The organism is Streptomyces sp. NBC_00236 (assembly GCF_036195045.1).
GTDB lineage: Bacteria > Actinomycetota > Actinomycetes > Streptomycetales > Streptomycetaceae > Streptomyces.
Genome location: NZ_CP108100.1, coordinates 8,290,541 through 8,311,943, shown reverse-complemented (window position 1 = coordinate 8,311,943; position 21,403 = coordinate 8,290,541). Strand labels below are relative to the sequence as shown.

The following is a 21,403-nucleotide window of genomic DNA, read 5'->3' as shown; positions in this document are numbered from 1 at the left end:
GCCCGCAGCCGACCACAGCCGGCGCCCTCCCGTGTTCTGGGACCAGGACGTGCGGCATGATCGGACGCTGCCGGACCGACGAACACTTCTCGCCGGTCCGGCGCTCCTCCGGCGCCCTGCGGTCTGCCTCGCCGCCCCTGTGCCGGGGCGGATTCCCTTGCACTTCCAGTCGTTCCAGCGGGCACACGATGTTGGAAAAGACCTCGCCCACGTGAGCCCGGCCAGAGCGTCACCAGTTCCGCCTGTTGCTCAAACCTGGGCGGGTTTCAAAAACTAGCCCCTGCACGAGGCGTGCAACCGCACGGCTTCGACTGTGATCCAGCCGTACTGATGCCAGCGGAACTGGCGGGTTGAGCTCCAGTTCCAACGATCGTTCCAGTTGGAAAATGGCTGTTCAGAGCGTTCCAAGTGCCCACTCGGTGGACGATGCGCGGCGTCGTCACCACAGCCAGGCGGTGGAGTGCCGTACCCGGGACAGGGCACGGGCATCGCGACGCGCGGCCGCGTTGCCGATCCGGCTCTGCCGGGAGCGGGGCCGGCGGGACTCCCCAGCCGCGAGGCGGCGTTTCCCGGCGTCCTGGAGCCGGCGCCGCTGCTTGTGCAGCTCCAGCTTCTCCGCCGCTTTCGACTTGCGCTTCCGGGGCCGCTTCCAGACCGGCTGCCACCCCAGGTCCTCGTCGAGCTCGGGCTCCTGGTCCTCGTCGAGCGCGGCGGCCATCTCCTTGTGGGCTGCGCGGGCTCGGGCGAGGGCGTCCTCTACTCCCGGGATCTCCGGATTCTCCTCCGGTGTGCTCATGCGACTCCTCCAGTGGGTGTCCGGCCCGGCGTCTGTTGCACGCCGGGCTGCTGGGCGTGCGGTGGCGGGGACGTCGCCGGGGCGGGTCGCGGCGCGGGTTGGCAGCCATCTTGGCGGCGGCCTCGATCGTGGCCCGGGTCTGCTCCAGCGCGGCAACATCGGTCCCCCGCTCCTGGGCGCGGCCGGCCTTCCGGTCCGTACGCGAGAGCCGCAACCGGCGACGTCCTGGCGCCGGGTGACGGCGTTGTCCAGGGCGGTCACGGCCAGCCGGGACTTCATCCGGGCGTCGATGGAGTAGCCCACGATCCGGTTGCTGAAGACGTCCTTGACCGCGCAGAGATACAGCTTGCCCTCGCCGGTGGCGTGTTCAGTGATATCGGTGAGCCACAGCCGGTTCGGTCCGGTCGCGGTGAAGGTCCGGTTCACCAGGTCGTCGTGGACCGGTGGGCCCGCCTTCTTGGCCCGCCCTCGCTTCTTGCCGAACACGCTCCACCACCGGTTGTCCCGGCAGATCCGCCACGCGGTCCGATCGGCCATGTCGGCACCGGCGTCGCGGGCTTCGTCAGCCAGGAAGCGGTAGCCGAACTCCGGGTCGTCGCGGTGCGCGGCAAACAGCGCGTGCGCGCGATGGGCCTCGGCGAGCTCGGCTGCGGTCACCGGGTCGTCGAGCCAGCGGTAGTAGGGCTGTCTGGCGAGCTTCAGCACCCGGCACGTCACCGTGACGGGCACCCCGCCTGCGGCCAGCTCTTTCACGAGCGGGTAGATCCTTTTCCCGGCAGGTTCGCCTGCGACAGATAGGCCGCCGCCCGCCGCAACACCTCGTTCTCCTGCTCCAGCAACTTGATCCGCCGACGTGCTTCGCGCAGCTCCGCGCTCTCCTGGCTGGTCGTCCCGGGCTTCACGCCGTCGTCGATGTCCGCGCGGCGCATCCACTTCCACAACGTCATCGCGTGGACGCCGAAGTCGGCGGCCACCTGCTCGACCGTGACGCCCGGGCCGCGGTTCCTCGCGACCCGCACGACGTCCTCGCGAAACTCCTGGGGATAAGGCTTGGGCACAGCAACATCCTTCCCACCTGCCATAGACGGCAAGCCAGTTCAGATGTCACCCGATCGTGCGGCAGACCCAGGCGCAGTCTCACACGGGCAGTCTCCTCGCAATCGAACATCGAAGTAACGCTCCGCGACGACTCCCCAAGATCTGTGCCAGAATCCCGTTTTCATCAGCGAAGCCAGGACCGGTCACCACCCGGACCCAGCAGGAAAGTCCATCTTCGGTACCAAGCACGATGGAGCTCTGGCCGTAGACGGCGGCAACGCGCTCGTGATGGTCGTCAGCGAAGGCCACGCCTTCCCAGGCAGAGAGCGTTCCATGCGGCTCGGGTGCCATGACGGGTTCTGCCTCCACGTGTTGCTGGCGCCTGCGAGCGCCGGTGGGAGCAGATTCGCGTGAGCGGGGATTCTGCGATACGGACAAGGTTGATTCCCGCGCAGGTGGAACAAGGCGTGCAGCGAGGCCACATTGTCCGCGGACGAGCAGCACGTCATGAACGGTGACCTGTGGCGCGGGTGCGAGGACGGCTCGGCCGCCTATTGTCTCTCCCCCGGCGCCTACCTGCGATTCCAGCCTGCCCGTCACGAGGTGGGCACCAAGCGCTCAGTCGGTTGGACGTCGCGGTACACCGTCGAGTCGGGCGAGGGCGCCACCGTCGTCGCTGGCGCAGCTCACCTCCTGGAGGTGGTGGACGCGGGGCCCGAGGACGGCAGGCATCCCTCACTCCGGAGCTGTACGACGCGGCCGTCATTGCCGACGGGCCGACCACCGGGGACGCATGGGGCGCCTTCGGGTGGGCCGGAGACGGCAAGGTCGCCACGTGCCGGGCGAACGACACGACCAGCGACTGACGCTCCGCGGGGGCGCATGCGGGTGCCGCCCCGCTCGCATGTGAGGTTGTCGGGGCCTGCGCCGGCTGGGCAGAGGGGTTCTCAGCCCGCACGGGGGATGGTCCCGGCCACCCTCGTGAGGTGACCGGGATGCTTTCGCTCGGGCATCGGCGCTGTTGAAACTGAGAGGAGTTCATGCCGTCGGTGGTCCGCGGGTCGGATCGGGAAGGGACTGACCGTGAGGGGCAGGGTTCACGATATGGGGGTGAATTCGGGCAGGGTGAGGGCCGAATAGGCTGGGCGTCCTTCACCGGGGGGCATGGCGCTGAGGTTGCGCAGTCTGTCGTTGCGTTCCTTCAGGGCCTGGGGCGTGGTCGGGAAAAGGGTGGCACCGCCCTTGCCGACCAGCGCCTGGTTCGTGGTCACGAAGTCACGGGTGGAGTGTTCGTAGGCGGTGAAGCTTGTGGCGTGGTCCCGGTTGGCCAGGGAACCGGCGAGCATGTAGGCGCCGACGAGGGCGAGGCTGGTGCCCTGTCCGGTGAGGAACGAGGGCGCCCATGCGGCGTCGCCCACCAGCGCGATTCTGCCGCTGGACCAGCGGGGCATGCGGATCTGGCTGACCGCGTCGAAGAATACGTCGTCCGCGTCGCGCAGGGCGGCCAGCATGCCCGGGACCTCCCATCCGGCATCGGCGAAGGCCCTGGTGACCAGGTCGCGTTGGGCTTGCAGGTCCCGGAACGCGTCGAACGGCAGTTCCGGCTGGGCGAAGTTCAGGAAGGCGTGCACTTCGTCGTCGCCCACGGCGTAGAGGGCTGCGGCCCTGCCCGGCGCGTTCCACATCACGGTCTCGTGGGAGAGGCCGAAGGTGTTGCGCATGGTGAACACGGCGAAGCAGTAGCCGAGGTAGTGGTGGAATTGCTCCTCGGGACCGAACAGCATCTCCCGGGTATGTGAGTGCGTGCCGTCTGCGCCGAAGACCATGTCGAAGGTGCGTCTGCTGCCGCCGTGGAAGGTGACGTCGATTCCATGGCCCGACTGGTCGAGGGTGTCGATGGAGTCGTTGAAGAGGAACTCCACGTCGTCGCGGACCGCAGTGTGGAGGGCGTCGGTGAGATCCCCGCGCCGTACCTCCAGGTCTCGTCGGGCGACACCGCCGGTGATGGTGTGCGGGTGGAGCAGGGCCACTTCGTTGCCGTCTCCTTCGAGGAAGGTCAGCCGGCGCAAGTCGATGTGGGCTTCTCGCAGTCGGGGCAGGATCCCCATCCTCCGGACGACTTCCAGTGCGGTGCCGCGCACGTCGATGGGGTACCCACCGCTGCGCAGCGTGCTCGCTTTCTCCACCACCGTGACCGCGTATCCGTAGCGGTTCAGCCAGTACGCGAGGGCGGGGCCGGCGATGCTGGCTCCGGAGATCAGGACCTTGCGCCGCCTCGGCGTGGTTCGGGTAGCTGTCAGCTGGTCGGTCGGGGTCATTCCTTGGTTCCTTTGCTCATGGTTCGGACGACAAGCAGGGACAGCACCGCGACGGCTCCGGCGATGAGGAAGCCGGTGGTGAAGGCCGATTCGGCCGGGATTTCCGATCCGGAGGACGTTTTCGCGGTGAGGAGTGCGCCGCCGAGCATCCCGCCCACGGCGGAGCCCAGTACGCGGGTCACCAGGACCAGGCTGGTGGCGATGCCGGTGTCGCCTTCGTCGACGGAAGAGGCGATGCTGGTCACCATGGCGGTGACGCACAGGCCGCTGGCCAGTGCGATCAGCGCCTTGCCGACGGTGATCTGCCAGACCTCGGAGTGTGCGACCGACAGGGTGAGCAGGGCGGCGGCCATGAGGACGGCCGCGGTGGTGACCACGGCACGCGAGCCGAAGCGCCGCTCCCCGATCCCGCCGAGCGGGCCGGCCAGCATCGCGGCCACGGCGCCGGGCAGGAGGACGAGGCCGATCTCGGTGGCGTCGAACCCGAAACCGTATCCGTCGCCGGACATGTCGAGCAGCTGCGGAACGAGATAGACCCCCATCGCGGTGCCGAGGCAGATCACGAACGTCACCACACACGACTTCCAGATCAGAGGCCGTGTCAGCATGCGCAGATCGACCATCGGTGCGGATGCGCGGCGTTCCACGGCCGTCCATCCGGCCACGAGGGCGGCCAGCACCACGAGGAGGGCCACGAACACGAGTGGCTGCGAGCCCGCCTCGGGCGCCAGCGCGAACACGAGCATGAGGGTGACCAGGATCCCGCTCAGGAGAAGCAGGCCGGGCCAGTCGATGCCGGCGTCGTCCGACCGTCCCGGCGGATCGGACGGCATCAGCCGGTTCACCAGCAGGGTGAACCCGATGACCGCGAAGGTCGGTACCGCGAACATCCAGTGCCGGGAGAACGCCTCTGCCACGGGTCCGGCCGACAGCAGTCCCACCATCGAGCCGCCTACGAACATCCCGCTGACCAGCCCGATGGCCGCCTTGGAGTCTCCTGCAGGGAGGTGTTTGCGCACCACGATGAACGACAGCGGCAGTGCGCCCACCATCGCCCCTTGCAGAATCTGCCCGAGCAGCAGCACCGGCAGGCTGGGCGCCGAGGCGGACACCAGGCCGCCGACCGAGACCACCGCCATCAGCCGGATCAGGACTCGCTTTCCGCCGTAGCGGTCCCCGAGCTTGCCGGCGAACGGTGTGACGAGCGTGCCGGTGATGGCGAGCACGATGTTGAGGAGCGCTCCTTCGGCCGGGCTCATGTCCAGCTCACGTTGCAGGAGCGGGAGCGTCGGCGCCACGACCGACTCCAGGGCGCCGGTGGAGATCGCCAGCAGGCCGAGGGCCGCGACGGCGGCCTTCCTCATGCGGACCGGAGGAGCCAGGGCTGTGGTCATAAGCGTCCTTTCATTGTTGCCGGGCAGGTAAGGGCCAGACGTTGTCGCCGGGCAGGTAGGAGCCAGCCGTTGTCGCCGGGCAGGTAAGGGCCAGACGTTGTCGCCGGGCAGGTAGGAGCCAGCCACACGTGTGGCCCTGCCGGCGGCGGTGGGCGATGGCGCCGATAGGGAACCGCTCGTCGAGGGCGCGGCCGGTCCGGTCGGGGCTGAGGTCGCGCGGCCGGGCGCGCGGCCGGTCCGGTCGGGACTGAGGTCGCGCGGCCGGGCGCGCGGCCGGCCACGTGGGCGGGCGCGTGGCCACGACGTTCACGGCCGGTGTGGCGAGCCCTGCCGCGAGTACCACGCGAGCTTCGTGCGTCCGGCACAGCGCAGCGCCGGTGACTGATCAGACGATGATGAGCGCGGCAGCCCCAGTTCGCCGCCGTGCCCCTTGACCGCGGGCGGCTCCCCACCGGAAAACCCGCTGCGGGCCCGGTCAGTGCGGGGGTGACCACCGCGGCGGTGACGTCCATCACCGCCAAGTGGCGGGCCGTCGCCGCCTGCGCACCCATGGCCAGGGCGAGCAACGACACCATCAGCGCGCGGACGCCGGGCTGTCCGCCCCGACACCGGCCAGACGGAGCGCCGTCGCGGCCAGGACGAGTACGACATCGCCCAACAGCTCCGCGCACGCCAACGGCCCCAACCGGGGCAGCAGCCAGCGTAATACCGACGGCGTCACCGTGAGGAGGGCCGGGCCCACACCGGCGGATGCGAAGGAGCCGTACCGCAGCGGCGGCGCATGGGGTGGCTCGCCGCTCACGCCGCGCGGCATCGGGGTCAGCGTTTCCGCCGCGATCGCGGGGCCGGTGACCACGGCAGCCGCGGAGCCGAGCAGGCTCTCGCAGCTGAGGCATTGTCAGGACCTGGAGGTGGGTGGAGCCCGCCAGGCGCGGGGTGCCCCGTTCGCGACGGCGGTCCAGGGCCGTGATCACCAGCGTGTTGACGGCGCATCCCTCGAGGCCTGCGGGCATGGTGTTGTTCATCCAGGCGCCCGGCTTCGCGTCGAAGCTCTTCTCCGTGGCGTGCCCGGGGGCGTCGGTAACGTTGCCCAGGGCGGTGTGTAGCTTCTCCGAGCCACCGCGTTCCAGCAGAGTGCTGCCGGAGCTCGAGGTGACCTGGCCGGCAAGGGGCTCCCGGTCCATGGTCACTGTGGCCAGGCCGCGTCCGCGGCGTGGACGGCCTCACGGGCGAGTCCGTTGGGACGCCTCATGCCACCGCACCTGCCATCGCGCCCGTACGGGAGGTGAGTACCGGCACTCGTACCGCAGTCTGTTCCGCCGGCCCCTGTTCGAGGTGGTCGGCGAAGGTGCCGTCGGCGAGGAAGAGTACGCGGTCGGCCCAGGCTGCGGCGGTCGGGGCGTGGATGGCCAGGGCGACGGTGGCGCCGAGGGTGTTCACCGTGTGCCGGAGCAGGCCGAGGGCCTCGGCGGCGGTGCCGGTGTCAAGGGTGCCGGTGGGCTCGTCGGCGAAGATCACGTCGGGGGCGGTGACCAGGGTGCGGGTGACGGTCACGCGTTGCTGCTGGCCGCCGGCGAGTTCACCGGGCCGGCGCTTCGCCTTGTCGGCGAGGCCGACCAGGGCGAGTACCGCTTCCGCCCGGCAGTGGTCCTGGCGCTGTCCGGCCAGGCGTATCGGGAGCAGCACGTTCTGCTCGACGGTCAGTGAGGGCGGCAGATTGAAGGCCTGGAAGCCAAAGCCGAAGCCGAAGCGGCTGCGGCTGCGGCGCAGCTCGGTGAGCTTGTTCTCGCTCATGCCGGTGATCTCCGTGCCGCCGAGGCGCACCGCCCCGGAGGTGGGCCGGTCGAGCCCGGCGGCACATTGCGGGAAGGTGGACGTGCCGGACCCGGACGGGCCCATGATCGCGGTGAACGTACCTTGGGAGAGGCCTAAGTCGACACCCGCCAGGGCGCGCGCCGTCCCCGTGCCGCGGTCGTACTGCCGCTGCACACCGCGCAGTTCGACGGCGAGACCGGGAGCGGTGGCCGGGGCGGTGCCCCGGGCCGCCGGCCGATCGTTCACTTTCTGCCACTCTCCCTTGCGAAGCCTCATGCTCGCCCTTTCGTGATCTTTTCGTTCCGATGGGCTACACGGTGCGGGGACGGCTGCGCGCCGGGCGTCATACCCGGGAGCCAAACTGGAGGTGCTACCCCGGTAGGGGGTGGCGGGGGCAGAACGCCCTTGGCGTCGCTCGATGCGTACGATCCTGCCCCCTCGGGGGGACCAGGCCTGATTCGTAGGCCGTTATGGGGCGGAGAGAACGTGGCAATCTGCCGGACGCCGAGTGGGAGCAGCCGCGCCCGTTCCTGCCGGTGAGCAACGGGCGGTGTGGGCGGTGGCGTGATCATCGACAAGTGATCGACGGGACTCTTCACCGGGTTCGGACCGGGGTTCACTGGCGTGATCTGCCGCAGCGGTTCGGGCCGTGGAAGACGGTCTACGAGCACCATCGGCTTTGGTCTGCCGACGGAACCTGGGAACGGCTGCCGCAGCAGGTCCAGGCCACGGCCGACGCGGCAGGGGAGATCGACTGCGACATCTCGGCGGACTCCACCATCGTGCGCGCACACCAGCACGCGGCCGGCGCCCGCAACGAGCCACCACCGGCTCTTGCCGACTCAAAGGGGGACGAGTCGTTGGAACACCAGGACGAAACTCCGTGGCAGAGCCTCGTCGCCCGGCTGGTGGAGGTGGTGCGGGAGGCGAAAGCCCGAACCGTTCACGCGGTGGCTACACCAGCAAGATCCACCTGAGCGCCGACGGCCGCTGCCACCCGCTGTCCTGATCGTCACGCCGGTGCAGCGAGCCGACTGCACCCAGTTCATACCGGTGCTGGAGAAGATCCGGGTCCTCCGGTTCGGACTCGGCAGGCCCTGCAAGAAGCCCCACAGCATCGCAGCCGACAAGGCATACAGCAACGGTCTTTGCCGCCAATATCTGCTGCGGCGCACCATCCACCACACGGTCTCGGAGAAGGCCGAGAGCCAGACCACCCGCCTGCGCAAAGAATCGCGAGGTGGCCAGCCACCGGGGTTCGACGAGGAGCGCGGCAAGAAGCGCAACACCGTCGAGAGTGCCATCAACAGGCTGAAGAACCCCCGCGCCGTAGCGACCCGTTACGGCGCGGCTACGTCTGCCTCGGCACTGTGACCGCAGCCGCACTCGTCATCTGGCTCCGCACCTGATTGCGTGCCAGGAGCTCAACTCACCAAGGCACCTGGCGCCAACACCAGACCCGCTCCCGCGAGGAAGTCCTCAAGGCTGATGACACCGTTGCCGCTGCCGTCGTCCCATTCGATCAGGAATCCGGAGAGGCCCTCGTTCCAAGACTCCGACGTGTCGGCGTCGTCCTCGGGGCCGGGATGCAACTCGACGCACCCCTCACCATGCCGGTACCGGAGATACAGATACTGGCCGCCCGCCGTCCAGGCGTCCCACTGCGACGGGTATGCGGAGCACGTCTGCACAACCCGCGTCAGCTTCCGACCCTCATCCGCACTCATCCGGCGATGGTCGCGCAGCATCAGGCATCCAGCAATCGACTTCAGACCGTCGCTACACGCGCCCACACAGCAGCCATACGCACGCCGTCAACGATCGGCCGGACAGCTCCTAGCCGTCCTGGGCGGTCAAGTTTCGATGGCACGAACCACCTGGTGGCCGAACCTCAGTGGCAATCAGTCAAGGCTGGATGGCAGAGGACACCTACAAACCCGAGAAACGGACAAACAGGGACAAATTCCGGGCGGGGTGCATAAGATCTGACATCGCGAGGGAGCATCACAGCCACTCTCCGTCAGCGTGACACCGGGTCTGGGCCCGCAGGCAGTCGGCCGCCCGGTGGCGTTCTTCAACTCGCTCGGGTGAGGAACCGACGAGCGCGCCGGCTGCTTCCGGCTCGGTGGTGGCGATCAGGGCCGCGAACGCCAGTTCGTCGACATCGGCGCCGGGGACCAGGCGGGCGAGTTCGGAGAGCAGCGTGGCGTGCGCGAGGACCGGAGGCGTCAGAAGGACGGCGGCTTCCTCGCGGGCTGCCGGGTCGCGGTAGTGGCCGAGGTGCGCGGCCAGGGCGTGGGCGAGCCAGGCGTCGACTTCGACCTGGACGTAGCCGTCGGTTCGCCGGGTGAGTCAGTCCCGGACGGCTTCGTCGCCGGTACGGGGCTCGGTCTGTGCCAGGGTGCCGAGCTCGCGCAGCGCCTGGAGCTCGTCGGCGCGGGCCGCGATCCGCATCGCTTCGCGCAGCTCGGCTTCCCGGGCGTCGGCGGCGTCGGCGAGCTCGGCCTGGACGACGTCATCGGCGTCCGGGGCGTAGACGCTGCCCGCAGGCGCGGCGGCAAGCAGCTGGTCGATGCGTTCCCACTCCGCGAGTTCGGCCGGGCCGCGGGCGTAGTCGGCCAGGTCCTCGTGCCGGGAAGCCTGCCGGGCGTCATCGAGGGCCGCCGCGACGGCACCGGCGTCCGTGCCCCTCGCTCGGCCCCGCACGACGCGCCGCCCAATGCGGCCGGGTCGACCGGCTCACGGGGCGCGGCAACGCGCGGGCGAGCGGTCGAGCGGTCGACGAGTGCCGTCGCCTGGCGCCACATCTTGGTCATCTTCGGCCACGTATTTCATGGGACGGATTCGGAGCGGGCCGCCACCAGAGCGCTGTAAGACGGCCCGCTGGACTGAGCCGAAGCTCGGGAGTTGTCACCAGCGGGACCGGCTGAGCTGGTGAATGCGGACGGCCGAGTCAGCCCGGTTGCCACACGTGAAGCATCAGACTTGTCACAGGCGCTCGTTCGGCAGTCTTTCCGTCACCAGGCTGGACCTGAGCCCGCTCTCGCTACCAAGCGGCGCAGACGCCAAACCTCCCACACTGCGCCCTTCGGTCGCCGATGAGTTCTGGTCTCCCGGACGGTCCAAACTGGCACACCTGACGAAGGGAGAACCCAATGGGCGAGACGGGATTGCATCCGATGACTCACCTCGCACGTCGCATGTTCGAGCTCCTGGAGCCGATCTGCCTGGTCACGTTCCTCGCGGACGAGTGCAACGAAGAACTGGCCGCACTCGGCCACCGCACCTATTGGGACGGCTACTTCGCCAGCCGTGCCGCACCCCTGGGGCGGGTGCCGGCCCACGTCGTGCACGCGGCCTTCTACAACTTCGCCGACGGGGAAGCCGCACGGCACATCCCCAGCGCCTGGGAGACGATCTCGCCCGAGGCCTCCGTTGCCGCGCGGGAGCGGGGCAGCGCGGCCTCCCTACGCCGCATCCTCGGCGACGAGCTGGCCGGGTCCCCGGGTTTGGTGCGCGCCGCGGACTTGACCACCAAGGCCGCAACGAGCGCCCCCATCGAAGGCCGGGTGATGTACGCCGGCATGCGCACAATTGAGGTACCCAGCGACCCCGTCGCCCGGCTGTGGCATTCCGCGACCATGCTGCGCGAGCACCGCGGCGACGGGCACATCGCCGCTCTCGTCGGCGCGCGCATCGGCGGTACGGAGGCCCACGTGCTCTCCGCTCTGGAGCAGGGCATCCACCCCCCGGAGTCGTTCGGACGCATCCATCACCTGCCCAAGGAGCGCCTGGCCGCGGTCATGGGCGGCATGCGCGAACGCGGACTCGTCGACATCGACGGCCACTTCACCGACGCGGGCCACGCGATCAAACAACGCATCGAAACCCTCACTGACGAACTCGCCATCCCGCCCTACGACGCCCTGTCCCCCGCCGAACTCGACGAACTGATCACCAGCCTCGAACCCATCACCGCGACCCTGGTGGCCACAGGCTCGCAGTGACACATGGACATTGCCACAGTTCTCCGTGATCGGAAACGCCCTGGTGGGCGCGAGGGCCCACCAGGGCGTTTCCGTCACAGCATGCACCCAACGGCAACCGCGTAGGTGAATACAAGTCTGCATATGCGACAACTGCCGCGCTTCGGATCACGGACTATTTTATAGCAGGCGCGGAATTCGGCCGGTCAGAACCGGAAAGAAATTCAAGACACAAACGCGAAATCCGCACGGAGGCCATCGGCCCGTGTGCCCCATTCCGTGAAATATGACTCCGTGATGGCCTCCGCAATAATCGGATGCAGATCTTCCTCTGTCGCACCGGCCTCCTGGAGCTCCAGGCTCTGCTTCACATAGGTGGGAGAGACGTCCGTGGTGATCTGGCGTTGTAGCTGTAGCTGTACTGGTTTGTGCCGGAGGTGTTGGTGAGGGGCGGTGACGGAGCCGAGGCCGTCGTGGTGACAGTAGAAGGGGCCAGCGCTGGTCTTGAGGGATTCGACTTGGCCTTGCGGATCCCAGGTGTAGCTGCTCTGGAGCTGGCCTATGCCGTTCGTCTCGGCTGCGATGGTGACGAGCGGGTTGTTGATGTCCCAGTAGGAGGTGCGCTGGCGGACGCCGTTCTTGGCGGTGGCGGTTCTGTTGCCGCCGGCGTCGTAGGTGCCGGTGCCGGTGCCGGTGCCGGTGCCGGTGCCGGTGCCGGTGCCGGCGTCGTAGGTGCCGGTGCCGGTGCCGGTGCCGGTGCCGGTGCCGGCGTCGGTGCCGGCGTCGTAGGTGCCGGTGCCGGTGCCGGTCTTGGCTGAGGTGAGCTGGTTGCTGGCGTCGTAGGCGAGGGTGTCGGTGCCATTGCAGGTCTGGTCGCCGTCGGCCTCGTAGCTGAAGGACCGGATGGTGGTGCCGGTGGTGGTGCTGCGGCAGCAGGTCGTCGTAGGTGTAGGCGTTGGTGACACCGGTGGTGGTGGAGGTGACCCGGTTGCTGGCCTTGTCATAGGTGCAGCCGGTGTCGGGCGTGGCCTTCGGACAGGTGTCGGCCTTGGTAGCGGAGACGCATTCGGTCAGGAGCTGGCCGGTGTCGTCGTAGGTGAAGTACCGGGACGAGGCGGCCTGACCTTGAGTGGTGGAGTCGATTCTGGAGGGCTGTCCGGATGGGTCCAGGATTTGCTGCCACGTGGTGAGGGATGTTCCTGCCTTGGCGCTGTTGACGGCTGTGAACAGTCCGGCCTTGTCGTAGCTGCGGCTTTCGGTGTGGCCGTTCGCCAGGGGAAGGCTGGCGGTGGTGAGGTTCCCGGCGGGGTCGTAGCCGTAGTTGATGGTGGTGCCGTTGGCTGCTTCTGAGGTGCGGCGTCCGCAGCCTGCGCGGGCGTGTCGTAGTAGCCAGGCCGTGCCAGCAGGGCCGAGCCGAAGTAGTAGCCCTGTTCTTCTTCCTGTTCTTCTTCCGGCTCATCGTCGGCTGCGAACGGACGCCAGAAGCTCAGCAGCAAGTCCGGGGCGATGAATGAAGCATCGTCGTCAGGATCTTCCTCGATCGCGGTGACCTCACCGACACGCCGGACAACCTCGCGGGCCGGAGGCGCGAACACGTCCACACCCTGGAACAACACGCGGTCCGCCTGGGACGACGGCCTTCCCAGCTCGATGGCTTCGAGCAGGTCACGCGCGCAGTGGATGCTGACCATCAGCCCGCTGGCCGTTCCAGCGTTCGGGGGCCATGTAGGCGAGGTTGCTGTGGAACTTGCAGGTGCGGTTGGCGGTACTGACTTCGGCGTAGCGAGTGATCCCGAAGTCGGCGAGGCACCAGCGGCCCGCCTAGCAGCAGGATGTTCTCAGGCTTGAGGTCGCGGTGGACGACCTCTCGATCCTTGAGGTCGGTGAGTGCTTCGGCGACGTCGGACAGGACGGCGACCGCCTCGCTGAGCGGCAGCCGGCCGTGGTCCTGGAGGTGGCCGCGCAGGGACTTCTCGGCGCGGGGCATCACGAGTGCCCACTGGTCTTCGTTTCGCCGCTGTCGATGACCGGCACCACGTTGCGGACGCCGTCCGGGTCGGTGAACAGCATCTCGCGCTCGGTACCCGGGTTCTTGGGCACGAGCTTCACCGCCGCCTCCTCGTCCTCGGTGCTCACCGCCTCGAACACGGCGCCGAAGCCGCCACCCCCGATACAAGCGCCGACGGCCCATTCCTTGTTCAGTGCCAATGTCATGGTGCGCTTTGCCTCCATCGTCAACTGCTGTCTCGTATGAGCTGTTTCGGTCCTCCTCTATGGTCTTAGGCCCACTGGCACAGGGCGGGCTGATCGTCCGGGGATCGTGCCGTCTCACGGAGCGGCGAGGATCACTCCTCGTCGGTCCGCGCCTTCGCGAACGCCTCTCCGGAGTCCAGTGAGCGGAGTAGGGGACCAAGCAACCTTCGAGTCACCATGCCCGGCGCATCGCGCAGCTCGGCAAGCGAGGCGCCGGTGCTCTCCTCGTACGTGTCGGCGCTGTACCGGTGGTCGCTGGAGAGGATGGCCGGCTGGCTCCAGCGGCGTCGGCCACGGAGCCGGTTGGCGCCGACCGCCACGGCCCGGTTGCCGTGGTAGCCCACGTCATCGGAGATCAGGCGGATCAGTTCCGGCATGTGCAGGGTGAAGACGACGGCGGCGGGTCGAAGATGACCTGCTCGGCCTCGCCTGGTGACTCGTACGACCTGGAGTTGGCATCGGAGAGGCGGGTCATGAGCAGCGGCAGCCCGCCGTCCTCGAAGACCTGAAGCTCGATAACGTGCTCGCCAGAGGGACGGCCTTCCGGGGTGCGGATGCGACCGTCCTGATTGCTGCTATCAACGAGTGGCTGTGATCGGCACCCGTCGCGCGACGGCCTCGAAGCAGGGCTGCGTGACCTCAAGGCGGCCGCGGAAGCCGGTTCCCAGGACCACCGGAACCGACAGCCCGGCGGCACCCCGCCGAACGGGCTGCTCATCCGGGGGGTTGTAGCCTGACCGGATGAGGAGCGACGTATATCGGGACGTGGGCGAGGCCGCCTGGTCGTGGGTGCTGGACCACGTGCGCGAGGCCGAGGGCCCATGGCTCGTGCAGGCGGTGGTGGAGGGCGGTCCGGAAGCCGTGTCGCCGCCACAGGACCGCGACTCGCTGTACGCAGGGATCGCCGGCTTGGCCCCGGTGCTGGTCGAGATCGCGCAGTACCGGGAGCTGAGCGCGCGGGAAGCGGCACTGGCGACCGGCATCGTGACCAGGCTGTCGGCACAGGCCGGGCAGCGAACGGAACCCTCGCTGTACGACGGCCTCGCCGGTGACGCGACGGCGCTCAGGCTGCTCGCCCCGGGCGAGGAAGCCGTGGCACTGCGGCAGCTGGCCGCCCTGGCGACCGGCGACGGGTGGAAGACCACCCTCGATTTCGAACCGGGCTCCGACGCACCCCTCACCGACGTCATCATGGGGACCGCGGGCGTCGTGATGACGGCGGTCTGGGCGAAGAGCGAGTACGCAGAGGCGATCGCGACGACGGGAGGCGAGGCGCTGCTGCGGGCGGCGGACCGTACGGAAGCGGGCCTCGACTGGGGCATGACGCCGGGGAGGCCGTCGAGGGCACCGAACTACTCGCACGGAACCGCCGGCATCGCGGCCGCACTGGCGGTCGCGGGCACCGCCCTGGACCGTCAGGACTTCATCGAGGCCGCGGTGGAAGGCGCCCGGCACGTCCTCTCGGTGGGGTCCTTGGAGGACGCCGGTTTCGTCGTCCCGCACACGATCCCCCCGTCGAAACGGGAGGTGGAACCGGTGACGTACACGTGGTGCCACGGCCCGGCGGGCACCTCGCACCTGTTCACCGCACTGGCACACGCAGGGGTCGCCGAGGTGGCGGGCCATGACGTCGACGAGCTGCGGCACCGCTGTATGACCTCGATCCTCACCTCGGGCCTGCCGCAACGCCTCCGTCCCGGCTTCTGGGACAACGACGGCCGCTGCTGCGGAACGGCAGGCGTCGGAGACGTCCTGCTGGACGCCGCCCAGGACTGCCGGGCGCCGCAGCGGAGGCAGACCCTGCTGCGGGCCGCTCACCGGATGGGCGATGCGCTGGTCGACCGGGCCATCAGAGATGATACGGGCGCCCGTTGGCGCTTTCTGGAACACCGCGAGGACCCGCCGCTGCTGCCGCCCCAGACGACGTGGATGCAGGGCGCAGCGGGCATCGCGGCCTACCTTCTGCGCCTAGCCCGGTACGGCGAGAGCGGCCCCGACGCCCCGGTCGTGGACCGCCCGGACCAGTGGTGGGCCGTGCCGGCGCACCTGCGGAGTACTCGCACGGACTCATGAGCGAGTGGTGGCCTCATTCGAGACAAGCAATCCACAACGATCTCGGCCCAGGCCTTGTGCGATGCCTGGGCCGCCCGGGCCAAGAGCGGAACAGTGCAGGACGAGGTCGAGTTCAGGGGCGACCGCTGTCTGATGCCGATCTCGAATTTTCCCCACTGCGGCTCTTCGCCCCAGTTAGTTCACGGAGCGAATCAACTGGGGAGCGCGGGCGTGACGTGGTTGCTCTTCGACGAGTGTCAGAGCCGTAGGAGATGATCGGGCCATGCTGCAAGCGAGGGACGAGCACGGTCGTCAGGTAAGGAATCCGGGGCCCACTGCCTTGAGCCGGATGGTGGCGAACCTCGGCCGGGGCAACGCCTTCGTCATCGTCGAGCGAGTCGACGACGAGACGGTCGGCGATTGGTATGTGCAGGCGTGGCTGAGGGATGACAACACCTATCAGCTGGAGTTCCGTGACGGGACGGCGGCAGAGCACTACCAGACCCGGACGATCTCCCAGGAAAGGGTGATCGTTGCCCTGAGCCGCTGGACCAAGGGGCGCCCGGATTGGAAGGACGCGTTCATGTGGAACAACATCGGTGCCTCGTTTAAGAACGCCGCCTGACCCTGTCGCCGCCTGGGGCCGACAAGGTCAGTGACGTGCGGTCGCTCAGCTGCGACGCATGGGGGTGACGTCGGGACTTGATGCGGGGATGGTGGGCTGCGCGGCCTCGGGGGAAGCGGGAAGCACCACGATGGTGACGGGTTTGTCGCAGTGCGGGCAGTTACGGATAGCTGTGGGCGTCAGGGGGCGTGGGTGCCGGTGACTGCCGCGTGACCACGTCGGCCTCCGCTGCATTGATGGCTTCGTCGCGTTCACGGCGGCGTCGCCTGGCCGCTTCAGCTTTGCAGCGGGGGGTGCAGTAGGTGTGGCGGGTTGCCTGAGGGTTGACCTGGAACAGGGTCCAGCAGATGGGACAGGCCCGGAGTTCAACCAGCACGTCCGGTCACCCCTTTGCGGCGGTTGTCGGCGTGGGACTGGTGCGAGCGGAGACGGTAGGACGGTCCGTCGAAACCGACGACGGCAGCGCGGTGAAGGAGCCGGTCGAGCATCGCGGCGTCGACGGTCGCGTCGCCGAAGGCGCCTGCCCAATCTGCAATACCGACATTGGTCGTGAGGATCGTGCTCGGCTTCAGATACCTCTGGTTGATCACCTGGAAGAGGGCCGAAGCGCCGTCGCCTGGCAGCGGGAGGTATCCGAGTTCGTCGATCACGAGCAGGCGAGGTCCGGCGAAGAACCGCATGATGCTCGACCACCGACCTTCGAGCGCGGCCTTGTGGCATTTGGCGGCGAGTTCGGCGGCGGTGGTGAAGTAGACGCGGTGGCCGGCATCGACCGCGGAGCGGGCGAGTGCGACGGCCAGCATCGTCTTGCCGACGCCGGGCAGGCCGACCAGCAGGACGTTGGAGGCGTTGTCTAGGGACCGCAGGGTGGCCAGGTCGCGGATGAGCTTCTCGTCGACGCCGGGCTGGGCGGCGAAGTCGAAGTCGTTCAAGGTCCATGGTTCTGGCAGGCAGGCGAACCTGAGTCGGGAGGAGAGTTTGCGGGCTTCGGTCGCCTCCACTTGGATCTCGAGGAGTTTCTCCAGAGCGGTGGTGAGAGTCATCCGCTCGGCTCGAGCCTGGTCCAGGACGCGGGGAAGGGCTTCGGCGTCGTCGTTGAGTTTCAGGTAGGACAGGTAGCCTCGCAGCTGCTGGTAGCGGCGGGCCTCGCTCATCGGCATGGTGTCACTCACTCTCGCGCTCCTGGTGGGTGGGGCCTGCCGCAGCCGGTCGGCGACGGCGGCGTAGTGAGATAGGTCGATGACGACCCGGTTCGCGACGTCTGTTTCAGGTCGGCCGCGAAGCTTTTCGGCTTCCGCCTGAGCTGCAGCCGACGGGGGCCGGCGGACCTCGGTGCGGCGGCAGGGAGCCTTGTCGGAGAACGAAGCGAGAACGGCTCGTTCGAGGGCAATGACGTGCCCGGCGTCCCGGATGGTCTGCCCGGCTCCGTCCGGTGCCCGGCTGTGGTGGGCGCGCGGCCGGCGGTGACCACGTGCAGGTCGTCCTCGCCGAAGCGGATCCGGACTGTGACGTGGGCGCCGGTCAGCCCGGGCGGGGCGGAGTAGTGGTTGCCGGCGAAGGAGACGAGTCCTTGCGGGCTGACGACGCGGGTCTGCTCAAGCTCGGCGGGGAACGGGCGGGTCGGCAGTTCCAGCAGAGGCTCGGCTTCGGCAAGCGCGGCGACCGTGGTCGACGCTCCGTCGAGCTTGCGTTTGCGGCTGTCCATCTGGACGGACAGCTTGTCCACGCCGTTCTGGCCTGCCTCGATCCTGATGCCGTCCGGGACGGTTCGCCACCAGCGTTGGGCCGCTGAGTGGTTGGCCTTCTCAACGACGCCCTTGCGGTTGCCCCGCCGGGGCGGGCAGATGTCGATGCCGGCTCAGTAGTACTTTGCGACGGCGGCGAACGCCGGAAGGATCCGTCCGGTCGGCGGATGGCAGACGGTGGCCATCCGGTCGAACCGCCACCTTCGGGCAGTTCCGCCCAGGCGCCGCAGCACAGCGCCCATGGCTTGGACCAGGTGAGGGAAGGTCTCCGCCTCCGCGAGCACGGCCCGCCATCGTCCCGAGTGGGCCAGGGCGCCGACTAGGAGATGTGCGTTGGCGCCGACGCCCCACTCTGCGGGCGGGTCCGGGAGCTCGACCCAGTCGAACTGGATCTCCTCGCCCGGAGGATGCGCGATGATCGCCACGTCGCGGCCGCTCGAAGCCCGGCATGGTTCGCAGTGGGGTCGCGCTTTGTATCGCCGCAGGGCCCGGGTGAACGTTGAGTAGCCGCCCGAATAGCCGAGTTCCACCACTTCATCGAAAGGCGTCGAGGCCCACAAGTGGGGGTCATCGCTGAGTCGTTGACGGCAGTACTCCAAGAAGGGCATGAACGCGTCCGGCGACTGACGTCTATATCCGGAGACTCGCTCGCCATTCAGATACGCGCGGATCGTCTTGCGGTCATGCCCCAGGTGCCGGGCGATCGCCGAAATCGACCAGCCCTGGCGACGCAATGCGTGAGCATCCACGTCTTCCTCCCAGGTGAGCATCCAGGGCCCTTCAACAGCCCGAACTCCGTGCTCACGCAGGCTCTCCGCGACATGCCGACACCAGTGCGACACGCCGGGAAGATCACTCAATGGGTGGGGAGATCACCCGAGCAGGTTTGGCCACCTGAAGAGCGGCACCTGGGGAGATTCAAAGAGCGCCATCAACACGTCCACACCCTGGAACAACGCTCGGTCCGCCTGGGACGACGGTCTTCCCAGCTCGATGGCTTCGAGCATGTCGCGCGCAGTGGATGCTGACCATCAGCCCGCTTGTCGGCGTACACGTGAACGTCCCCACCCGCGTACGGATGAAAAGGGCCAGTTGTTGATGCGGTGAGACCTGCTGCTCGGCACTCTGCTGCTTGGTCGGTGAGAGGCGACGGGAGGCGGTCGGCGGTGGTCCTGGATCCGCAACGTTGGTTGGAACTGCGACGCTTTCGGAGTCTGTTGGAATCCGGGGCGGTCAGCCTGTCGGAGGTGGCTCGGGAGGCTGGGCTGGACAGGAAGACGGTCCGCAAGTATCTGTCGGCGCCGGGGCCGGCGACCCCGCCGCGCCGGTCGCCGAACGGGCGGTCGAAGGCGAGGGTGATCGACGAGTTCGCGCCGCTGGTCGATTCGATGCTGCGGGCGGAGATCCTGATGAAGGCCGCAGTGATCCACGAGCGGCTGGTGGCGGAGTACGGGTTCACCGGCAATTACCAGCGGACCAAGCTCTACGTCCAGGAAGCCCGGCCCCGGATCGCCGAGGAACTCGGCATCACGCCGAAGGAACTGGCGGGCATGCACCGACGCTTCGAGGTCATCCCCGGCGCCCAGGCCCAGGTCGACTGGGGCGACGAGGGCAAAATCCTCGCCCACATGGGTGTCCCGAAGGTCTACTCGTTCCACATGACACTGTCGTACTCACGCGACCCATTCTGCTGCTTCACCACCAGCCAGGACCTCCAGACGTTCTTCGACTGCCACCGCCGGGCCTTCGCCCACTTCGGCGGCGTCCCGATGACGATCGTCTACGACCGGACCAAGACCGTCGTCCGCCGCCATGTCGCCCCGGGCGAGGCGGTCCCGCTGCATCCGGAGGCGGTCGGCTTCGCCGGCCACTACGACTTCGACATCGACGTCCTGGCCGCCTACCGGCCCACCGGCAAGGGACGCGTCGAGCGGCAAGTCCTCATCGTCCGCGACCACGTCCTGTCCGGCCGATCCTTCTCCTCCGTCGAGGAGCTGGACGCCGCCTTCATCACCTGGGTCCCGCAACGGCGGGCACAGGCCCACAGGACCCACCAGCAGATCATCGGCGAGCGGGCGGCCCGTGATCACATGGCTCTCAAGCCGCTGCCGCCAACCCCGTATCTGGTGGCCGAACGGCACCTGCGGCCGGTCGGCAAGGACTGCCTGGTCGCCTTCGGCGGCAACCTCTACTCGGTCCCGGCCCGCAGGGTCCGACCGCGTCAGCTGGTGGAGATCCGGGCCACAAAGTCGCAGATCATGCTGCACTCCACCGTCGCGGCCAGCAGCGGCGAGACATTGCTGGCGACCCATCCTCGGGCGATCGGCCGCGGGGTCCGCGTCGTCGAAGAGGCCCACTGGGACGGCCTGCCCACCGGCAGAGGACGTCGCACCACAACCAGCGACGTCCTGCCCCAGCCCCGCCAAGAGCGTCCTCGGGGCGAGGAGGCCGGACCTCTGCAGGCCCTGCTGAACCAGGCTGCGGCCACCCGCGTCGAGGTCGGTCGCCGACCTCTGTCGGTCTATGACGAGCTGACCGGAACCCGTCCCTTCACCACCCGTCCGAGCACGAGGGAAACGTCTTGAGCGAGCTGGTCTCCACCCGCATCCGCAACACGGCCGGCAAGCTCGGCCTGCCCCACCTGGCCGAAACGATCAACGAGTACACCCGTCGGGCCGACGAGGGGAAGATGGGCTACCTCGACTTCCTCGACCTGGTGCTGTCCGAGGAACTCGCCGTCCGCGACGACCGCCGCTTCCGCCAGGGCCTGCGGCTCTCCCGGCTGCCGCACCACAAGACGCTCGACGAATACGACTTCTCCTTCCAGCCCGACCTCGACCCGCGGAAGGTCAAGGACCTTGCCACCCTCTCGTTCGTCGACGGCAAAGCGAAGGCCGCCCTGCTGGGTCCGCCCGGGGTCGGCAAGACGCACATCGCCGTCGCCCTGGCGGTCGCGGCCTGCCGGGCCGGCTACTCGATCTACTTCACCAGCCTCGACGACATGGTCCGCAACCTCAAGGCCGCCGAGGCCGCGGGACGGCTGACGAACAAGCTCGGCACCTACCTGCGACCGAGCGTCCTCGTGGTCGACGACGTCGGCTACCAGCCCCTCGAACGCGCGGAGGCGAACCTGGTCTTCCAGGTCATCTCCAAGCGTTACGAGAAGGGCTCGATCATCCTGACCTCGAACAAGACCTTCAGCGAATGGGGCCAACTGTTCGGCGACGAGGTCCTCGCCACCGCCATCCTCGACCGGCTCCTCCACCACTGCGAAGTAGTCTCCATCAACGGCCCCAGCTACCGGCTCAAAAACCGTCTCAAGGCCATCGAGCGAGAGAACGACGTGGCCTAACCATCCACGACGCCTCCGGCAGCCGAGCA

The 21,403-nt window shown here is 68.5% G+C and carries 21 protein-coding genes and 2 pseudogenes; 6 read left to right on the top strand and 17 right to left on the bottom strand.

The window, feature by feature from the left end; genetic code table 11:
- Positions 1-439 precede the first annotated feature (439 nt).
- From OG446_RS36990 to OG446_RS36960, 7 genes and pseudogenes are all read right to left on the bottom strand, one after another.
- Positions 440-796: a hypothetical protein gene (locus tag OG446_RS36990; RefSeq protein WP_328898536.1), complete on the bottom strand. Its 357-nt coding sequence runs from the start codon at positions 794-796 to the stop codon at positions 440-442.
- A gap of 216 nt (positions 797-1,012) precedes the next feature.
- Positions 1,013-1,246 (bottom strand): annotated as a pseudogene (locus OG446_RS36985) (DDE-type integrase/transposase/recombinase); the annotation flags it as partial.
- A gap of 299 nt (positions 1,247-1,545) precedes the next feature.
- The gene (locus tag OG446_RS36980; protein ID WP_328898144.1) at positions 1,546-1,854 is read right to left on the bottom strand and encodes a transposase; all 309 of its coding nucleotides are present in this window, start codon (positions 1,852-1,854) and stop codon (positions 1,546-1,548) included.
- Positions 1,855-2,931: 1,077 nt separating this feature from the next.
- Complete coding sequence (locus OG446_RS36975) at positions 2,932-4,152, bottom strand: FAD-dependent monooxygenase (protein ID WP_328898143.1); 1,221 nt, start codon at positions 4,150-4,152, stop codon at positions 2,932-2,934.
- Positions 4,149-5,546, bottom strand: coding sequence for an MFS transporter (locus tag OG446_RS36970; protein WP_328898142.1), 1,398 nt, complete (start codon positions 5,544-5,546; stop codon positions 4,149-4,151). Before OG446_RS36970 ends, OG446_RS36975 begins: the two co-directional genes overlap by 4 nt.
- Positions 5,547-6,120: 574 nt before the next feature.
- Positions 6,121-6,360: a hypothetical protein gene (locus OG446_RS36965; protein WP_328898141.1), complete on the bottom strand. Its 240-nt coding sequence runs from the start codon at positions 6,358-6,360 to the stop codon at positions 6,121-6,123.
- A gap of 434 nt (positions 6,361-6,794) precedes the next feature.
- Positions 6,795-7,637 (bottom strand): ABC transporter ATP-binding protein, encoded by an 843-nt coding sequence (locus OG446_RS36960; protein WP_328898140.1) that lies wholly within the window; start codon positions 7,635-7,637, stop codon positions 6,795-6,797.
- Between the two features lie 194 nt (positions 7,638-7,831).
- Between OG446_RS36960 and OG446_RS36955 the strand changes: the two are divergent.
- A pseudogene (locus tag OG446_RS36955) lies at positions 7,832-8,770 on the top strand (IS5 family transposase).
- Between the two features lie 15 nt (positions 8,771-8,785).
- Here OG446_RS36955 and OG446_RS36950 read toward each other — a convergent pair.
- The gene (locus OG446_RS36950) at positions 8,786-9,109 is read right to left on the bottom strand and encodes a hypothetical protein (RefSeq protein WP_328898139.1); all 324 of its coding nucleotides are present in this window, start codon (positions 9,107-9,109) and stop codon (positions 8,786-8,788) included.
- Positions 9,110-9,713: 604 nt separating this feature from the next.
- On the bottom strand, positions 9,714-10,067 hold the full coding sequence (locus tag OG446_RS36945) for a hypothetical protein (protein ID WP_328898138.1): 354 nt from the start codon (positions 10,065-10,067) through the stop codon (positions 9,714-9,716).
- A 473-nt stretch (positions 10,068-10,540) separates the two neighbouring features.
- On the opposite strand from OG446_RS36945, the gene OG446_RS36940 reads away from it, so the two are divergent.
- The gene (locus OG446_RS36940) at positions 10,541-11,368 is read left to right on the top strand and encodes an SCO6745 family protein (protein ID WP_328898137.1); all 828 of its coding nucleotides are present in this window, start codon (positions 10,541-10,543) and stop codon (positions 11,366-11,368) included.
- Between the two features lie 203 nt (positions 11,369-11,571).
- Here OG446_RS36940 and OG446_RS36935 read toward each other — a convergent pair whose 3' ends face one another.
- The 5 genes from OG446_RS36935 to OG446_RS36915 form a co-directional block, all read right to left on the bottom strand.
- Positions 11,572-12,312, bottom strand: a complete 741-nt coding sequence (locus OG446_RS36935) for a hypothetical protein (protein ID WP_328898136.1) — start codon at positions 12,310-12,312, stop codon at positions 11,572-11,574.
- 105 nt (positions 12,313-12,417) lie between these two features.
- Positions 12,418-13,038, bottom strand: coding sequence for a hypothetical protein (locus tag OG446_RS36930; RefSeq protein ID WP_328898135.1), 621 nt, complete (start codon positions 13,036-13,038; stop codon positions 12,418-12,420).
- A complete protein-coding gene (locus OG446_RS36925) occupies positions 13,038-13,334 on the bottom strand; it encodes a protein kinase domain-containing protein (RefSeq protein WP_328898134.1) in 297 nt (98 codons plus the stop codon). Before OG446_RS36925 ends, OG446_RS36930 begins: the two co-directional genes overlap by 1 nt.
- Positions 13,334-13,561 carry a hypothetical protein gene (locus OG446_RS36920; RefSeq protein WP_328898133.1) on the bottom strand — a complete coding sequence of 76 codons (228 nt, stop codon included), beginning with the start codon at positions 13,559-13,561 and terminating at the stop codon, positions 13,334-13,336. The genes OG446_RS36925 and OG446_RS36920 overlap by 1 nt, the downstream gene beginning before the upstream one ends.
- A gap of 131 nt (positions 13,562-13,692) precedes the next feature.
- Positions 13,693-13,977 (bottom strand): hypothetical protein, encoded by a 285-nt coding sequence (locus OG446_RS36915; RefSeq protein ID WP_328898132.1) that lies wholly within the window; start codon positions 13,975-13,977, stop codon positions 13,693-13,695.
- 364 nt (positions 13,978-14,341) lie between these two features.
- On the opposite strand from OG446_RS36915, the gene OG446_RS36910 reads away from it, so the two are divergent.
- Positions 14,342-15,673 carry a lanthionine synthetase LanC family protein gene (locus OG446_RS36910; protein WP_328898131.1) on the top strand — a complete coding sequence of 444 codons (1,332 nt, stop codon included), beginning with the start codon at positions 14,342-14,344 and terminating at the stop codon, positions 15,671-15,673.
- Between the two features lie 262 nt (positions 15,674-15,935).
- A complete protein-coding gene (locus tag OG446_RS36905) occupies positions 15,936-16,277 on the top strand; it encodes a hypothetical protein (RefSeq protein WP_328898130.1) in 342 nt (113 codons plus the stop codon).
- A gap of 365 nt (positions 16,278-16,642) precedes the next feature.
- Here OG446_RS36905 and istB (OG446_RS36900) read toward each other — a convergent pair whose 3' ends face one another.
- The 3 genes from istB (OG446_RS36900) to OG446_RS36890 form a co-directional block, all read right to left on the bottom strand.
- Positions 16,643-17,449: an IS21-like element helper ATPase IstB gene (gene istB / locus OG446_RS36900; protein WP_328898129.1), complete on the bottom strand. Its 807-nt coding sequence runs from the start codon at positions 17,447-17,449 to the stop codon at positions 16,643-16,645.
- Positions 17,446-18,003, bottom strand: coding sequence for a Mu transposase domain-containing protein (locus OG446_RS36895; RefSeq protein WP_328898128.1), 558 nt, complete (start codon positions 18,001-18,003; stop codon positions 17,446-17,448). The genes istB (OG446_RS36900) and OG446_RS36895 overlap by 4 nt, the downstream gene beginning before the upstream one ends.
- 132 nt (positions 18,004-18,135) lie before the next feature.
- A complete protein-coding gene (locus OG446_RS36890) occupies positions 18,136-18,792 on the bottom strand; it encodes a transcriptional regulator (protein ID WP_328898127.1) in 657 nt (218 codons plus the stop codon).
- A 369-nt stretch (positions 18,793-19,161) separates the two neighbouring features.
- On the opposite strand from OG446_RS36890, the gene istA reads away from it, so the two are divergent.
- Both istA and istB (OG446_RS36880) read left to right on the top strand, forming a co-directional pair.
- Positions 19,162-20,607: an IS21 family transposase gene (gene istA / locus OG446_RS36885; protein ID WP_443050255.1), complete on the top strand. Its 1,446-nt coding sequence runs from the start codon at positions 19,162-19,164 to the stop codon at positions 20,605-20,607.
- A complete protein-coding gene (gene istB, locus OG446_RS36880; protein ID WP_328898125.1) occupies positions 20,604-21,374 on the top strand; it encodes an IS21-like element helper ATPase IstB in 771 nt (256 codons plus the stop codon). Before istA ends, istB (OG446_RS36880) begins: the two co-directional genes overlap by 4 nt.
- Positions 21,375-21,403 lie beyond the last annotated feature (29 nt).

What these genes read in the sequence shown, in the direction of transcription:
- OG446_RS36965 (WP_328898141.1), bottom strand. Translation starts at nt 6,360, where the DNA reads ATGCCGCGCGGCGTGAGCGGCGAGCCACCCCATGCGCCGCCGCTGCGG.
- OG446_RS36930 (WP_328898135.1), bottom strand. Translation starts at nt 13,038, where the DNA reads ATGGTCAGCATCCACTGCGCGCGTGACCTGCTCGAAGCCATCGAGCTG.
- OG446_RS36960 (WP_328898140.1), bottom strand. Translation starts at nt 7,637, where the DNA reads ATGAGGCTTCGCAAGGGAGAGTGGCAGAAAGTGAACGATCGGCCGGCG.
- OG446_RS36975 (WP_328898143.1), bottom strand. Translation starts at nt 4,152, where the DNA reads ATGACCCCGACCGACCAGCTGACAGCTACCCGAACCACGCCGAGGCGG.
- OG446_RS36950 (WP_328898139.1), bottom strand. Translation starts at nt 9,109, where the DNA reads ATGCTGCGCGACCATCGCCGGATGAGTGCGGATGAGGGTCGGAAGCTG.
- OG446_RS36970 (WP_328898142.1), bottom strand. Translation starts at nt 5,546, where the DNA reads ATGACCACAGCCCTGGCTCCTCCGGTCCGCATGAGGAAGGCCGCCGTC.
- OG446_RS36920 (WP_328898133.1), bottom strand. Translation starts at nt 13,561, where the DNA reads ATGACATTGGCACTGAACAAGGAATGGGCCGTCGGCGCTTGTATCGGG.
- OG446_RS36915 (WP_328898132.1), bottom strand. Translation starts at nt 13,977, where the DNA reads ATGCCGGAACTGATCCGCCTGATCTCCGATGACGTGGGCTACCACGGC.
- OG446_RS36940 (WP_328898137.1), top strand. Translation starts at nt 10,541, where the DNA reads ATGACTCACCTCGCACGTCGCATGTTCGAGCTCCTGGAGCCGATCTGC.
- OG446_RS36910 (WP_328898131.1), top strand. Translation starts at nt 14,342, where the DNA reads ATGAGGAGCGACGTATATCGGGACGTGGGCGAGGCCGCCTGGTCGTGG.
- OG446_RS36990 (WP_328898536.1), bottom strand. Translation starts at nt 796, where the DNA reads ATGAGCACACCGGAGGAGAATCCGGAGATCCCGGGAGTAGAGGACGCC.
- OG446_RS36905 (WP_328898130.1), top strand. Translation starts at nt 15,936, where the DNA reads ATGCTGCAAGCGAGGGACGAGCACGGTCGTCAGGTAAGGAATCCGGGG.
- OG446_RS36925 (WP_328898134.1), bottom strand. Translation starts at nt 13,334, where the DNA reads ATGCCCCGCGCCGAGAAGTCCCTGCGCGGCCACCTCCAGGACCACGGC.
- OG446_RS36890 (WP_328898127.1), bottom strand. Translation starts at nt 18,792, where the DNA reads ATGCTCACCTGGGAGGAAGACGTGGATGCTCACGCATTGCGTCGCCAG.